This is a genomic window from Planococcus sp. TJ-302 (genome assembly GCF_058268455.1).
Genome location: NZ_JBZDOI010000001.1, coordinates 1876180 through 1890376 on the forward strand (window position 1 = coordinate 1876180; position 14197 = coordinate 1890376).

A 14197-nucleotide genomic window follows, 5' to 3' on the forward strand; every position below is an offset into this window, starting at 1 on the left:
ATAAGTTGTATAATTATTATACAAAAATCTTAAGGAATGTAGGTAATGCTATGTACAACATCAAAGCAGCTGCCAAAATTTTAGATATGCCAAAAGTGACGATCCGGTCGTGGGAAACGCGCTACAGCGCCATTACGCCAGCCCGAACGGAAACCGGTCACCGCCTTTATTCAGACCAGAATCTGGAAGACTTGCAATGGCTGAAAATCCAAGTCCAGGAAAAAGGCATTAAAATTAGTGAGGCCGTAAAGCAACTGCATTCTTCCAAGAGAAAACCGTTTGAAAAAGTGGAAGTTCCGGGTGATTTTAATGCACATACCTACGACAAACAGATTTATGAATTGTATATGGCCGCGTCAGAATTAGATACAGAACGCTTTAATTACTTATTGGATTTGAACTTCTCGCTTTTCCATTACCGCACGGTGTTTTTTTCGATTGTCGTACCGTTGATGGTGAAAATCGGCATAGAATGGGAAAACGGCTCGATGCCAGTTGCCCATGAGCATTTAATCAGCCACCTCATCCAGCAGCGATTCACACAATTTTTCCGTGTGTTCCCGACTTCAACCGAGTTGCCTAAAGTCATGGCGCTATGCCCAAGCGGCGAGTTCCACCAGCTCGGCTTAATGCTTTTCACGCTTTTTCTGCGTGAAAACGGCTTCCCGGTCATGTTCTTCGGTGCCGACACACCGCTTGAAGGATTGGCGGAAATCGTCGAGCACCAAGACACCCGCATCGTTTGCATGGCCATTTCCGACCCCTCTTCCCGTCCTGTGGTCGAGCGCTACATTGCCGACATCGGAAAGGCTAATGACAGCATCCACTTTATGATTGGTGGACAAGGCATCGTTGAACCGTTGACAAGCGGCAATGTCTCCTACATCGGTCCAACTTATGAATTATGGCAGCAAGAATTGGCCCGCATCAAAGAACTCCCATTAAGCAATGCTTAATGGGAGTTTTTCTGTATAGCTTTTATAGCGTTAATGTAAAGTCAGCGGTGATACAATAGAATCAATTATCTTTATTTTTTAGTAAAGCCAAACAAAAAAATGTTATTTCAAATGCAAAAAAAGACCCGGCTGCTTACAGCAGGTCAAGGTCTTGGTAATCTTTCTGGTATGGGCCATTGTCTGTGACTTCAGAATGGTACAGGGCCTTCAGCGCGAAGCCTTTTTCAAGCTCCATCTCTTTCATCAAAATTTTCAAGCGCTTTTTCAACTCTGGATGATCGCTGACGAGCTGTTCCATTTTCGATTTCGTGTATTTCATGGGAATTGCAACTCCTTTCCGGTGTTCTTTGTTCCATTATACCACCGCTCAATAAGAAAACGCTGTCGAGAAATTTTAAACAGCCACTTTCAGCTTTTGAATTTATTGCCTCGGATAGTGAGTTTTAAATTGTGAAGAAAAGGCAGCGTGATAAGAGGGGAATGGATGTATTTCACAAGCGACATGCGAAAAAGACGGGTGGAGCGGCGAAGAAAACGGAGTTATGCGCGCTCAGGAGAATTTACGCGCGTTCAGCCAATGTTGAGTATCTTCCTGCCGAATTGATTCTAATTTAACTTCTCAAAAAACCCCGCATTTGCAAGGAGCAAATGCGGGGTTTGCGTTTCAAATATAATGCAGTACGAAGTTCATCAGGAACAAGCCTGAGATAACGTATAGCGGTACAGAAACTTCGCGCCATTTGCCGATTCCGATTTTGAGGATCGGGTACAGGATAAAGCCGATGGCAATGCCATCCGCGATGCTGTACGTAAACGGAATGAGCGCGATGATCAACAGCGCCGGGAACGTTTCGCTCATGTCTTTCATCTCGATGTTGCGAATTGTCTGCAGCATCAGCCCGCCGATAATGATCAGGATTGGTGCAATCGCACTGTCCGGAATCAGTTTGATGAGCGGAATGAAAAACACGGAAGCCAAAAACAGAACGCCGGCAGTGATAGCTGTCAAACCTGTACGGCCGCCTGCTGTCATGGCTGCGGCACTTTCGACAGAAGCCACTGTTGGGCTTGTGCCGAAAACGCCGGAAGCCATTGCCGACAGCGAAGTCGCCTGGAAGGCGCGCCCGAATTTTTCAGGCTGGTCGATGAAGTTGACTTGGCCATGGACGATTCCGATGTTTTCAAATACCATCACCATGGTCAGCGAGAAAACCGCGGCCCAAAATACCATCGAAAATGCACTGTCGAACGACATTGCGCCGAAGCCAGCGAAAGCTTCTTGCATATTAAGCGAAGAATCTCCCATGCTGCTCGTATCAATCAAGCCGAAAAATGACGCAATAACGGTACCCGCGATAATCGTGATGAGAAAATTCCCCGGCACATTGCGGATAAACAAAATGACCGCCAGGATTAGCGTCAATGCCGTTGCCATCACAGTTGGATCGCTAAGTGAACCAAGCGCCAGAATCGACGCTTCTCCACGTATGACGAGCCCGCCTTTTTCAAGGCCCAGCAGCATCAGGAACAGGCCAAGGCCGACCGTAATCGCTTCTTTCAGCGAATGCGGCACAGCTGCGCTGATCACTTTCGCAAAGCGCGTGAAAGCGATCGCTACGAAAATCGCACCGGTGACAAAGACTACTGCAAGTGCTTCCTGCCACGTCAGGCCCATCGACTGCACCATCGTGTATGAAAACAGCGCATTGATGCCCATGCCAGGCACCAATAGGATTGGCGCATTACCCCAGAAGCCCATCACGAAAGCCCCGAACACCGAGGCGCCGATTGTTGCGATGATTGCCGCCTCGATCGGCATACCGCCTTCCGATAAGATCAACGAGTTGACTGCAATGATGTAAACGACTGTAAAGAAGCCGATTAATCCCGCCGTCATTTCGCGCTTTACCGTCGTACCGTTTTTTTGAAGACCGAAAAATCGGTCCATCCAATTAAACATATATTTCAACCTTCTATTAAATTAGCCCTCTCCCTACCCGCTCTGCCTATAAATTTTATAGGTAAGCCAAGACAAAATTGTAATCCGAAAATGCTTTAGTGTCAAGGGTTGGCGCTTGTCATCTTGTATGGTTTATTGGCATCAGTGATGCTATAATTCAGATACTTTACCCAGAGGTGATCGATTGGAGCGATTGACTGAAAACGAAGCATTGGAAACCTTGCTGCTGCGCCTTGCGGGGGAGCATCCGCAAAGGAAGCTAGCTCCCACCTACAAAAAAGAAAATTTACTTTCAAACAAAAAACCTCACCCGTGGATTACCCGCGGGTGAGGTTTTTATACTCTATTAAACGAACATGCCGGCGATTGCTGCACTTAGTAGTGAAGCAAGCATACCAGCCGCTACAGCACGCATGCCGAGGCGAGCGATGTCCGGACGGCGGTTCGGCGCAAGAGCACCCAATCCGCCTAGCAGGATAGCAAGCGAGCTCAAGTTAGCGAATCCACACAACGCGAAGCTGATTACCAACACAGTTTTAGGTGACAAGTTTGCAATTTCCGGGGCAAATGCTGTGTAAGCGACAAATTCATTCAATACCAGTTTCTGGCCGATGAAACTGCCTGCCTGTACAGCTTCTTCCCATGGCACGCCGATTGCGAAAGCAAGCGGGGCGAAGACGAAGCCAAGGATGCCTTGGATTGTCAGGTTATCAGCTCCGAACCACGAGCCAATTCCGCCAAGCATCCCGTTCAGCATAGCGATCAAGGCGATGAACGCAAGAAGCATTGCACCGACATTCAGCGCAAGCTGCAAACCATCTGCTGCACCGCGTGCGGCAGCATCGACGACGTTGACCGATGACTGGTCTTTTTCCATGACGAATTCTTTTTCAACAATTTCTTCTGTTTCCGGCATCATGATTTTCGCCATGATCAAACCGGCAGGAGCGGCCATGAAGCTGGCGGCCAACAGGTATTCGAGAGGCACGCCCAAGAGCGCGTAACCCGCCAACGTAGAACCGGCTACTGAAGCCAGTCCGCCTGTCATAACTGCGAATAATTCCGACTTTGTCATGTTTGCGATGAACGGGCGGATAACGAGCGGTGCTTCCGTTTGGCCAACGAAGATGTTTGCCGCTGCGGAAACGGATTCCGCTTTGCTTGTTCCCAGCAATTTCGAAAGCGCGCCACCAAGAATTTTAATAAACCATTGCATGATTCCCAAATAATACAAAACCGAAATCAATGAAGAAAAGAAGATAATGATCGTCAAGACTTGGAACGCGAAAACGAAACCGAAGTTTGCTGCGTCTGCCGCTGGCCCAAATACGAAGTTGATCCCTTCTTTTGCGTAATTGATAACGTTTTGCACTTTATTTGAAAGCCATAATAAAGCGTTTCTGCCCAATTCCCATTGCAGCACCATGAACGCAAAAGTAATCTGTATTGCTAAACCGCCCAAAATGGTGCGCAGCTTAATTGATTTACGAGCACTTGACATTAAAAAGGCAAGTCCCAGGACGACGAATACACCGAATAAACCCCATAAGAAATTCACATTTTCACCTCATTGTTTTTTTCAATCTGAAACGCTTTCATTTCGGATTGGTTTTCCTTAAAGCTAGTCCTCTGTCGTCAGACATCTTATCAAATCCACGATGATAAGTAAATGCCTAACCTGTGACAAATCTTTAATAGAAAAATGTTTAAATGCAATGAAAATTCACATTATGGAACCTTTTTCAGCCGCCGTTCTTTCTTCTCCCACTTTATTACCCACTGAATCATTTAAAAAACGCGCAGCTTATCACTGCGCGCTAACTTTATTTTTTCGGTGGCTAATCCGGTAAAACACAAGATAAAGTGCCGGAATCATCACCAAGGTGAAAAGGCTGGAGAACGTCAGCCCTGCAATGATCGTAATCGCCAATGCTTCGAAAAGCGGATCTCCCGTCAGCGCGACCGGAATCAACGCGACAATCGAAGTCACAGATGTCAAGACGATCGGCTTGATGCGGGCATAGCCGGATTCAATAATTGCTTCGTCAATGTTGAAGTTGCCGGACAGCCGGCGCATTTCAACAAAATCGATCAGCACGACGGCATTTCGAACGACAATCCCGGTCAATGAAACAATCCCCATAACGCCAAGGAAACTTAATGGCGTCTGCGTTAAGAACAAGCCAAGAATCGCACCCGATACGCCCAAGTATACGGCAATTAGGACCAGGAATGGCAAAGCGAACGATTTGAACTGGAACGCGATGACCAAGTAAACAAGCAGGATGACGACCAGGAACAAAACACCGATTTCAGTGAAGAATGCTTCCTGATCGGAATTTTCTCCGCCCGTCGACAATTCATAGCCGGACGCCAAGTCTTCTTTCTGCGCATCGACCACTTCAAGCATGCTGGCTTCAAAATCAGCAGCCTCGCCAAACGCTTTCAATGTAATCGCGCGTTCGGCCTCCTGATGCGGCACCTGAGCCAAAGCAGTCGTGTCCTCAGGTGTCAATAATTCATCTAAGCCCACTAAAGTCGGCGGCCCTGGCTGTGCTTGCGGTGAAGAGGCAGGCACTTGGAAATCAGCCAGATTAATGTCCTGGCCGTTCTCTATACCCGACTGCTTCAGTGTTACTTCATATGGCTTCTGCCCTTCGTAAATGCTGTAGAGCGGAACGCCTTGGGTCAAGAATTGCAGCTGCCCTGTCACCGTGCTGAGTGGAATGCGGTTTGCTTCGAGCGCTGCCTGGTTCGGCACGTATTCCACAGCCGGAACCGGATCTCCCAAATTATCTGTGACGACGTCTGCGCCATTTTCCAGCATCGCCGCTTTTAATTCATCGCGCAATGCAGTCAGTTCCTCAAGGTTCTCACCTTTAATGGTCACGGTTACCGGTGCACCTGCTGGCGGACCTTGGATAATCGTATCCAGGAAAATTTCCGCTTCCGGGTACTGGTCGCGCAACACTGGCTGCCATTTCTCGATAAACTCGGCTGCAGTGGTTTGTTCCCGGTCGATCCGGAACGCCACTTGCCCTGTATTCGAGCCGGTATTATCCATCGAAGAGGCGAATAAATTCGGCAACCCTTCCCCAGTGAAAATCGCAATCTCTTCGACATTCGGGTCATCGCTCCTTAACCCTTCCGTTACGTCAGCGAGAAATGCATTGGTTTCTTCGATCGAAGTCCCTTCTGCGAGGCGTACGTTCATCGTCACCTCTTTGCGATCAGCAGCTGGGAAGAATTCGAATGGCGTGAAAAATGCCAATACCAGAAAGCCGGTAGCCAGCACCAATCCTCCAATGCCGATCCATAGCGGACGCTTTAATACGCCGCGCAGTACTTTTTCGGAATAAAACAACGCCAGCTTTTCAAGCGGCTTGCCCAGAAAACCAGGTGTGTCGGATATTTTTTTCGAACGGCTTTTTGTCTTTAAACACTGCATCATCGGCACTAAAGTAATCGAAAGTATCGTAGACGCGATGATTGTCGTGATGAGAATGCTCGGCAATGCTTTGATGAACGCGCCATTCCCCCCTGACAGCAGCAAGAGCGGAGAAAACGTCACGACAATTGCTAAACTGGAAGCGATGATTGAGGAAAAAACTTCTTTGACGCCATTGACAGCGCCGTCTAATGGGGCGTCACCCAGCTTGTAGCGGCGCTGAATGTTGTCATTGACGACGATGCTGTCATCGACCAAAATACCGATCGCAATGATTAAACCGATGACCGATATCTGATTCAAGTCGACGCCCATCGATGGAATCGGGATCATCCCGATCAATACCGAGGATAGAACCGTCACCGCAACTACAAATGCACCGAATAGCGTCAATCCGGCGGTCGTCACCACAAGCACGGCAAGTACGGCAATCAAGAGCGACACATACAATCCTTCAAAAATCGAGATGACATTTTCAGCCTGTGATTCGTAGCGTTCCGCCTCAACGCCAGCAGGCAAGTCTTCATTGAATGCGTCAATCACTTGGGATACGTTTTCATCCACGCCGGGCACGTCCTGGCCCGTTTGAAGAAATACCGTGTACGAAATGGCTCGTTCGCCTTCGAACGTGACAATGTCTTGGGTTTCGCCATCCACTGTTTCAATCACTGCAATGTCTTCAAGCGGCACTGCCGCAGAACCGACCTGCAGTTTTCTCAGTTTTTCGATGCCTTGCTCCTGCTGCACCGTCAAAACCACCCGTTCGTTGCCATTGTCATGGGTGCCGAGTGACAGCGGCTGATTAGCCTGTTGAAGCGATTGCAGCACTTCGAATGTCTGCAAGTTGTTCGCTGCCAATTGGTCTGCTTTCAGTTCAATAAGGATCTGCTGGCTGTTCAAGCCTTTGACAGCGGTGCCGGCCACTCCGTTCACCGATGCCACCTCTTCAGACAGTTCGGCTAATGCTTGCTCCATACCGCGGAGCTCCTCTTCATCACCGTAAAACATATACGATACAAGAGGGAATGTCAGGTCGAGCTTTTCTACTGACGGCTGTTGCGCCTGTTCAGGGAAGCTGCTCGATGCGCGCTGCACTTGTTGCTGCATTTCCGTCACCAGCTCATCCGGGTCGAAGCCGTCTTCCAGTTCAAGCGTGATGATGGAAGCGGAATTCGCTGATACCGATTGCAACGACGATATGCCATCCACTTTCTGCAATTCCTGTTCAATCGGGTTGGTGATGGCTGTTTCGATTTCCTCAGGGCCAGCGCCTGGCAAAATTGTTGACACCAGCACAAGGTTCGGCGGCGTCTCCGGAATTTCCCGCTGTGGCAGCGTGACAAAAACATATGCACCGATAACGGTGAAAATAAAAATCAAGAATATGAATAATTTGCTGCGATCCAATAGGTATTTCATGTAGTGCCTCCTCCGCTTCTATATTAGTTGAACCAATGAATTTCCATTATCGATATTCCGCAAAACAGCTGCGAAGCGCAAAGCGTTGCAATAGACTTCAATGTCTCGAAGCTAGCGCAGCGTTGCAACGGTTTTTCATGTCCCGAAGCTAGCGCAGCGTTGCAGGGACAGAGACAGGGGCAGGGGCAGAAACAATCGTCCTTGCACTGCCCAAAGCATCCGGAGCGAATTTCATTATGCTACTTCTTTAGTTCGACTTCATATATGTACTATTCTACTGTATAATTATTGTATAATATTTATATAAGAAAGGCCAAATTGGCAATCGAAAATTGCAGAAAAAGAGGACCGGAGATATCCGGTCCTTTTCCTTGCGCTCAATGCATATGCTGAGCCCTTTTGTTCTTCATGAAATATGCTGCCGCAAAAATTAACAGCGGTGGAACTATGCTCAACTTGAACCACATGCTTCCGCTTCCGTCGAAGGCGATAAGGCCCATCGGCAAAAGCAAAGCCGCGCCGCTCCAAGCGAGCGCTTTCCATGACCGTTTCCATAAACCGTAGACGAACAAGATGACCGATGCAATGACCAGCGACCAGAGCAGGATTCCCATAAGGAATAAGCCCATGATTTGTTCCTCCCCAACTGTAATGTCTTTCTCTCTGTATGTTTACTTCTCTATACCCGTTCTAAAACCCTTTCAATACATGCCATAAGAAAAAAAGCCGGGCGCACAAAGCGTCCCGGACTCTCGAATTTAATTATAGGTTTTTCAGGAATAGGCGAATGACGTCTGCCCCGCCGATGATGTTCCCGGCGGAAGTGCCGATGTTTGTCAGCACGACGACAAGCAGGACACGCGTGACTTTATTGTCCCAAAAGCCTTTAAGGGTGAATACATCTTTGGACAAGGTTTCAAAATCGCCGACATTCGGGCGGCGGACATATGCCTGCATCAGACCGGAGAACCAGCCTGCGGCGAGCAATGGATGAAGTGCGCCGACAGGTCCTCCGACAAACGCAGTCAGGATGGCGAGCGGATGGCCAAGCGCCAACGCCGCTCCAATGGCGCCAAGTGACGCCGTCCAAAGCACCCAGCTGATCGTGCCGTCGATGCCCGCAGCGGGATTATTGTAGAATGTAATCGCCAAAAGGACGACCAGCAAAATCGGCAGTGCCCAGCCAAGAATCTTTGGCCATTTCGATTTCGGCGGCACTTCAGATAATTTCTCCAGGTCGTGTTCGCGGTGAATTTCTTTGGTGATGCCTGGTACGTGCGCCGCACCAAGCACCGCCACTATTTTCTGTCCTGGGGCGTCTTTGATTTTTTGGGCCAGGTATTGATCCCGTTCGTCGATAAGCGGTGTTTTCAGTTTCGGAAACGATTTGGTGAAATCGTTCAATACAGCGTTCAGCGTATCTTGCGATTTCATCTTTTCAAGGTCTTCCTCAGAAATCGTTTCGCTGCTGAAAATACTGTAAAATACGGAGGTTAACAGCTGCGCTTTTCCCATGAAGCCAATATTGCTCCAGATGCGGGAAAAAGTGACCTGGATGTTGCGGTCTGCAAGCACCAACTCTGCACCGGTGTCTTTGGCGGACTCAATGCCTTGCAGCATTTCCTGCCCCGGCTTGATGCCGAACTGGTCAGCCAGACGGTTCTGGAACGAGGAGATCGCCAAGTTCATCAGCAGCAAGCTGGATTTCTTTTCTTTGATGACTTTGAAAATATCGGTTTCTTTCCACTTGCTCTTATCAGTCACCGACTGGTAGCGCTGGGCGTCCAGCTCAATGCATACCGAATCCGGCCGCTCCGCTTCAATGACTTCTTTGACCTGCACCGCGCTTTGGCGCGAAACGTGTGCTGTACCGATGAGAATAATTTCCCGGCCGTCGATGTACAGGCGCGTTATATTTTCTTCATGCATGGATTTACTTCCTTCACAGAACCTAATTTCCCTCCGCCGCAAGGCGCAAAGACTGTCTATTTCAATAATGAATCACATCGCCGAAAATATCAACTATTGTCGCGTCATAACCCGGTTGCGTTGAACGTGTTGCCGTTGCGCAGATCGCCATGTTCAAAACCTCTATAGAACCAGCGCTTGCGCTGCTCCGAAGTGCCGTGCGTAAAGCTTTCCGGAACGACATAGCCGCGTGACCGTTGCTGGATGGTGTCATCGCCTACCGCACTGGCAGCCGTCAATGCCTCTTCCAAATCTCCTTCTTCAAGGAGGTCCATGCCTTCTGCGTGGTGCGCCCAGACACCCGAGTAGTAATCCGCCTGCAATTCAAGCTTCACTTGGAGCTCATTATAATCTTCCTCGCTCAGCTTATTGCGCATCGGCTGCACTTTGCCCATGGTACCAAGGAGGTTTTGTACGTGATGCCCCACTTCATGCGCAACGACGTAAGCCATCGCAAAATCGCCAGGTGCCTGGAATTGGGTCTGCAATTCTTCGTAGAAGCTCAAGTCAATGTAGAGTTTCTGGTCGCCGGGGCAATAAAATGGCCCAACCGACGCACCCGCTGTGCCGCATGCCGAATCAACGCTCTCTGTGTAAAGCACCAAGGTCGGCTCCTCATATTCCAAGCCCTCTTCCGCGAACACTTCAGTCCATACCTGTTCTGTATCCGCAAGAACGACTGACACGAATTCCGCCAATTCCTCTTCTTCTTGGGATGCCACATATGGTTCATTTGACTGCGATCCGCCGCCCATCGTATCCAACATTGCACCCGGATCCCCTCCAAGAAAAGATACCAACAAAACAATAAGCAAGCCGCCGATGCCGCCTCCGGCAATCAGGCCTCCGCCACCTCTTCCTCTTCTATCTTCAACGTTGCCGCTGCCTGCTCTGCCCTTCCATTTCATCTATTTCCTCTCCTCGCCATTCACTTTTTATAAGCTATACCCCATTCGGTACCGCTTTTAATCCATTTCAATCGAGGCGGTAAATTAAAAATCGCTCTCTTAAATCGCCTTCCACTCCCGGCAGTTCAACTTCCTGGAACTGTTTAAATCCTGTGCTATGCTCCAAATAGCCGATGTAATCCTCTGACGGAAAGAATAAGATCAGCTCGACATTCCGCAGCGAACGTTCCACGGACTTCAGGATATTATTGATGACCGTGATGAAAATCTGAACAGAAAATGGGTTAAAAAAATAGAATTTATTGTCGTGGGGATGAATTCGGTATTGTTCAGCGAGTGTACAGACAAAACGGATCCGCCCTTTTGCCGCTGGCCGCTTTTGCACGTAGGACTCCAGGTTTTCACAGGCTTGTTGGTGAAGGCCCTGATCCATTTCGACCCCGGTCGATGCCGCGCCGACCAAATGGTGCACCAAAAAGTTGAGGCGCCCTTTGCCGGAGCCGAAATCGACGAACCTATCTTCCGGGGATAAAGGATAGCTATTGAAAAGTGTCTCGAGCAGTTCATATGGTGTCGGTTCGTAGCGATTGTAATGGAAGGTATCATGGAACCCCTGCTGTATGCCTGAAGTATGGATATTCAGGTCGTGATCGTATTGCCGTTCGTCCATCAAATCTCCTCGATTCTTATAAAATAGTGCCTTGCATACTTGCAATTAAAGCAGGAATTTGGTAAAGTCTAGCTAATTCAATAATTTCTTGCTCCGCTTTTTCGGAGTGAGGATAGAGGCGCAAAAACCATCAGTAGACAGCTCGAGGATGATGAGATCCGATGACAGCTGCTGAAAGGGGAATTTGCCGAAGTGGCCAGGCGCTCATTGCCGATGTTGCTGGGTCTGCATTAAACAAATGCAGGACTGTCATATAGGAGACTATATGGAGGGCTATCTGACGCATGGATTGAGCGCTTTACACGCTAATCCTATCGCAGCAACGAGACCCTTCGTTGCTGCTTTTTTGTTTTTCCGATACGCTTGCCGCCTCTGATTACGCACGATCAACGCAGCAGCAGACAATAGAACACACAAAAAAATGAGAAAAGGGTGGTATTTATGAATTTCGGACAAGTAGTGACAGCAATGGTGACGCCATTTGACGCAAGCGGTGACATCGATTTCCCCGCAACTGCAGCCCTAGTGGAACATTTAATTGAAACCGGGAGCGATGCATTGGTGGTAGCAGGCACTACCGGCGAATCGCCGACTTTATCGGAGGACGAAAAGATCGACCTCTTCAAGTTTGTCGTCGATACTGTCCAAGGCCGCATTCCAGTCATTGCAGGAACCGGCTCAAACAATACACGCGCTTCAATCACGTTGACGCACGGTGCAGAAGAAGCGGGCGTTGATGCCATTATGCTGGTGACACCATATTACAATAAACCTTCACAAGAAGGCATGTTCCAGCATTTTCAAGCGATTGCAGCCGCCACTCATCTGCCAGTCATGCTATATAATATTCCTGGGCGCAGCGTCGTCAATCTGTCAGTCGACACCATTGTGCGCTTAGCCGCAATCGACAATATCGTCTCCATCAAAGAAGCAAGCGGGAGCCTTGATGCCGCAGCCGAGATCATTGAACGCACACCCGATACGTTCAGTTTATACAGCGGCGATGACGGCTTGACCTTGCCGCTTCTTGCAATTGGCGGAACAGGCATCGTATCTGTAGCTGCCCATATCATCGGCCGTGAAATGCAAGTGATGATTTCCAGCTTTAAAGCCGGCGACACGGCAAAAGCCGCGCAGCTTCACCGCACACTTCTGCCGGTCATGAATTCGTTATTTGCTGCACCGAATCCAGTTCCTGTTAAATCAGCATTAAACTGGGCTGGTGTAGCAGTGGGCGGCGTACGCTTGCCGATGATTCCGTTGACGGAACAAGAAACACTGACGTTACAAGAAACTTTAGCGCCCGTAGTAAAAACGGCCGCTACACAATAATAAAAAACCCGCTGAAGCAAAGGCTTCAGCGGGTTTTTTGCATCAAGTTTCAGCAGTTAATTTTTTAAAGGCTTGTTTCAAGCTGCCGCCAAGTGCCAGCTGCCGGACATCGACACCTAAATGCGTAATCGTCTGGGCAATTTCTGGCCGGATACCGGTCAGAACAGCGTGCACACCGATTAATTTCAGCGACTCAGTCAACATGATGATTTGTTGTGCCACCATGGTATCCACTTTCACGACACCCGATAAATCGATGATTAACGTTGAAACGTCCAAATTGCCGACTGACATGAGCGTTTTCTCCAGAATGTGTTCTGCGCGGTCCACTTCGATTGCCCCGACAAGAGGCAAGATCGCAATTTCGTCATTGACGGGCACGACTGGCGAAGACAGCTCCAAATACTCCGTGCGCGCTTCCTTAAGATTTTTTTGATACGAATTGATGTACGCGAAACTATAAGAATACGCCGCATGGTCAAGCAGGCTATGGAAAAATTCCATGACCTCGAAAAGCACTTCAAGTTCTATGCCTTTGTATACAGCTTCCGACTTGATAACTTTCCCGATATGCTTGCGGTAAATATTCGTTTCCGCTAAAGCGCTATCGAGCTGCATGCCTTCTTTCAGGAAATAATTCCCGGTGGCATGGCCCCATTCAGCAATCTCATCGTAAGCCTGTTGCGGATCAAGGAAATTCGTGATGGATTTGCCGATCAATCCAATCAGCCCTGAACGGAACTCGATAACCGCCTTCAGCAACTCTCCATAGCCTGCAACATCTGCCGGGCTGGCATCTTTTAATGCCTCTTCCTGGATCAATTGGGCGATTAAATATTTATCTTCTTCCACCCGTTGGCCGAGCAGTGTAACTTCCCTTTTCATGTGGTACCTCCCGAAGTAGCGTTTGTCATTCTTTGTCTTTTATTATACCTGTCAGTCAACGATTTAGGATACTGAAAAATTCCTCTTATTTATTGCCCAGGAAATAATCGGTTTCCGCGTCATCCTGTTGTTACGCAATTGCAGCCACCATTCTTTGCAGCATAAAGCGCTTTATCTGCACGGGCGAACAGTTCCCTAGCAGTGTCTCTCACTTGGTAGCTCGCCACTCCGATACTGACGGTGATAGGGACATGCCGCCAATCGGCCTTTTCGAGGCGCCCACACAACTTTTCACCAAATTCTTTTGCCGGTTGTATGGCATGCCCGGGCAGCAGAATGATGAATTCTTCTCCACCCATTCGTGCAACGATCGCTCCGCTTTCAATTTCGCTCAAGAGTTTATCAGCCAACTCCTGCAGGACGGCATCTCCCATGGGATGGCCAATTCCTCTTCAAAAGCAGGCGTGATCGCACTCCATACATCTTGGTCACAGCCCAAACCGTGCCCGGACACCAACGCTTTTTTCCCATTTCCAAGCAACTTTATGTTATTGCGTTGCATCGTCTGCTGTTGCACTAGCAGCTCCCCCTTTTGCCCCTAGCAATTCTCTGTCTCGTTTTTAACTTCTTATCATCCATAATATCATCAAA

General features: G+C 48.7%; 14 protein-coding genes and 1 riboswitch. Of the genes, 3 read left to right on the forward strand and 11 right to left on the reverse strand.

Features of this window, described 5'->3' with window-relative positions; genetic code table 11:
• Positions 1–50: 50 nt before the first annotated feature.
• A complete protein-coding gene (locus AC4EHB_RS09155; protein ID WP_490975261.1) occupies positions 51–956 on the forward strand; it encodes a MerR family transcriptional regulator in 906 nt (301 codons plus the stop codon).
• A gap of 133 nt (positions 957–1089) precedes the next feature.
• Here AC4EHB_RS09155 and AC4EHB_RS09160 read toward each other — a convergent pair whose 3' ends face one another.
• Positions 1090–1275 carry a hypothetical protein gene (locus tag AC4EHB_RS09160; protein ID WP_290212582.1) on the reverse strand — a complete coding sequence of 62 codons (186 nt, stop codon included), beginning with the start codon at positions 1273–1275 and terminating at the stop codon, positions 1090–1092.
• 345 nt (positions 1276–1620) lie between these two features.
• The gene (locus AC4EHB_RS09165; RefSeq protein ID WP_490981242.1) at positions 1621–2916 is read right to left on the reverse strand and encodes an NCS2 family permease; all 1296 of its coding nucleotides are present in this window, start codon (positions 2914–2916) and stop codon (positions 1621–1623) included.
• 184 nt (positions 2917–3100) lie between these two features.
• On the opposite strand from AC4EHB_RS09165, the gene AC4EHB_RS09170 reads away from it, so the two are divergent.
• Complete coding sequence (locus tag AC4EHB_RS09170; protein ID WP_490975263.1) at positions 3101–3247, forward strand: hypothetical protein; 147 nt, start codon at positions 3101–3103, stop codon at positions 3245–3247.
• A gap of 15 nt (positions 3248–3262) precedes the next feature.
• On the opposite strand, the gene AC4EHB_RS09175 is transcribed toward AC4EHB_RS09170, so the two are convergent.
• From AC4EHB_RS09175 to AC4EHB_RS09200, 6 genes are all read right to left on the reverse strand, one after another.
• Positions 3263–4474: a NupC/NupG family nucleoside CNT transporter gene (locus AC4EHB_RS09175; RefSeq protein WP_490975264.1), complete on the reverse strand. Its 1212-nt coding sequence runs from the start codon at positions 4472–4474 to the stop codon at positions 3263–3265.
• Between the two features lie 249 nt (positions 4475–4723).
• The gene (locus AC4EHB_RS09180; protein WP_490981243.1) at positions 4724–7783 is read right to left on the reverse strand and encodes an efflux RND transporter permease subunit; all 3060 of its coding nucleotides are present in this window, start codon (positions 7781–7783) and stop codon (positions 4724–4726) included.
• A gap of 377 nt (positions 7784–8160) precedes the next feature.
• The gene (locus AC4EHB_RS09185) at positions 8161–8412 is read right to left on the reverse strand and encodes a hypothetical protein (protein WP_490975266.1); all 252 of its coding nucleotides are present in this window, start codon (positions 8410–8412) and stop codon (positions 8161–8163) included.
• Positions 8413–8545: 133 nt separating this feature from the next.
• Positions 8546–9712, reverse strand: coding sequence for a TraB/GumN family protein (locus AC4EHB_RS09190; RefSeq protein ID WP_490975267.1), 1167 nt, complete (start codon positions 9710–9712; stop codon positions 8546–8548).
• Between the two features lie 104 nt (positions 9713–9816).
• Positions 9817–10659 carry a KPN_02809 family neutral zinc metallopeptidase gene (gene ypfJ / locus AC4EHB_RS09195; protein WP_490981244.1) on the reverse strand — a complete coding sequence of 281 codons (843 nt, stop codon included), beginning with the start codon at positions 10657–10659 and terminating at the stop codon, positions 9817–9819.
• A 67-nt stretch (positions 10660–10726) separates the two neighbouring features.
• The gene (locus AC4EHB_RS09200) at positions 10727–11329 is read right to left on the reverse strand and encodes a class I SAM-dependent methyltransferase (RefSeq protein WP_490981245.1); all 603 of its coding nucleotides are present in this window, start codon (positions 11327–11329) and stop codon (positions 10727–10729) included.
• A gap of 105 nt (positions 11330–11434) precedes the next feature.
• Positions 11435–11613: riboswitch (Lysine riboswitch) on the forward strand.
• A 157-nt stretch (positions 11614–11770) separates the two neighbouring features.
• Between AC4EHB_RS09200 and dapA the strand changes: the two genes are divergently transcribed.
• On the forward strand, positions 11771–12661 hold the full coding sequence (dapA, locus tag AC4EHB_RS09205) for a 4-hydroxy-tetrahydrodipicolinate synthase (protein ID WP_490975270.1): 891 nt from the start codon (positions 11771–11773) through the stop codon (positions 12659–12661).
• A 42-nt stretch (positions 12662–12703) separates the two neighbouring features.
• Here the strand turns inward: dapA and AC4EHB_RS09210 are convergent, their stop codons facing one another.
• From AC4EHB_RS09210 to AC4EHB_RS09220, 3 genes are all read right to left on the reverse strand, one after another.
• Positions 12704–13546, reverse strand: a complete 843-nt coding sequence (locus tag AC4EHB_RS09210; protein ID WP_490975271.1) for an STAS domain-containing protein — start codon at positions 13544–13546, stop codon at positions 12704–12706.
• 119 nt (positions 13547–13665) lie between these two features.
• Positions 13666–13980, reverse strand: coding sequence for a GGDEF domain-containing protein (locus tag AC4EHB_RS09215; protein WP_490981246.1), 315 nt, complete (start codon positions 13978–13980; stop codon positions 13666–13668).
• Entirely contained in the window at positions 13938–14123 is a 186-nt protein-coding gene (locus AC4EHB_RS09220) for a hypothetical protein (protein ID WP_490981247.1), read from the reverse strand. Before AC4EHB_RS09220 ends, AC4EHB_RS09215 begins: the two co-directional genes overlap by 43 nt.
• Between the last annotated feature and the right edge of the window lie 74 nt (positions 14124–14197).

Bases quoted from the DNA above. Each gene is read 5' to 3' on its own strand.
- AC4EHB_RS09200 (WP_490981245.1), bottom strand. From the start codon at position 11,329: ATGGACGAACGGCAATACGATCACGACCTGAATATCCATACTTCAGGC.
- AC4EHB_RS09210 (WP_490975271.1), bottom strand. From the start codon at position 13,546: ATGAAAAGGGAAGTTACACTGCTCGGCCAACGGGTGGAAGAAGATAAA.
- AC4EHB_RS09190 (WP_490975267.1), bottom strand. From the start codon at position 9,712: ATGCATGAAGAAAATATAACGCGCCTGTACATCGACGGCCGGGAAATT.
- AC4EHB_RS09160 (WP_290212582.1), bottom strand. From the start codon at position 1,275: ATGAAATACACGAAATCGAAAATGGAACAGCTCGTCAGCGATCATCCA.
- AC4EHB_RS09155 (WP_490975261.1), top strand. From the start codon at position 51: ATGTACAACATCAAAGCAGCTGCCAAAATTTTAGATATGCCAAAAGTG.
- AC4EHB_RS09180 (WP_490981243.1), bottom strand. From the start codon at position 7,783: ATGAAATACCTATTGGATCGCAGCAAATTATTCATATTCTTGATTTTT.
- dapA (WP_490975270.1), top strand. From the start codon at position 11,771: ATGAATTTCGGACAAGTAGTGACAGCAATGGTGACGCCATTTGACGCA.
- ypfJ (WP_490981244.1), bottom strand. From the start codon at position 10,659: ATGAAATGGAAGGGCAGAGCAGGCAGCGGCAACGTTGAAGATAGAAGA.
- AC4EHB_RS09165 (WP_490981242.1), bottom strand. From the start codon at position 2,916: ATGTTTAATTGGATGGACCGATTTTTCGGTCTTCAAAAAAACGGTACG.
- AC4EHB_RS09185 (WP_490975266.1), bottom strand. From the start codon at position 8,412: ATGGGCTTATTCCTTATGGGAATCCTGCTCTGGTCGCTGGTCATTGCA.
- AC4EHB_RS09215 (WP_490981246.1), bottom strand. From the start codon at position 13,980: ATGGGAGATGCCGTCCTGCAGGAGTTGGCTGATAAACTCTTGAGCGAA.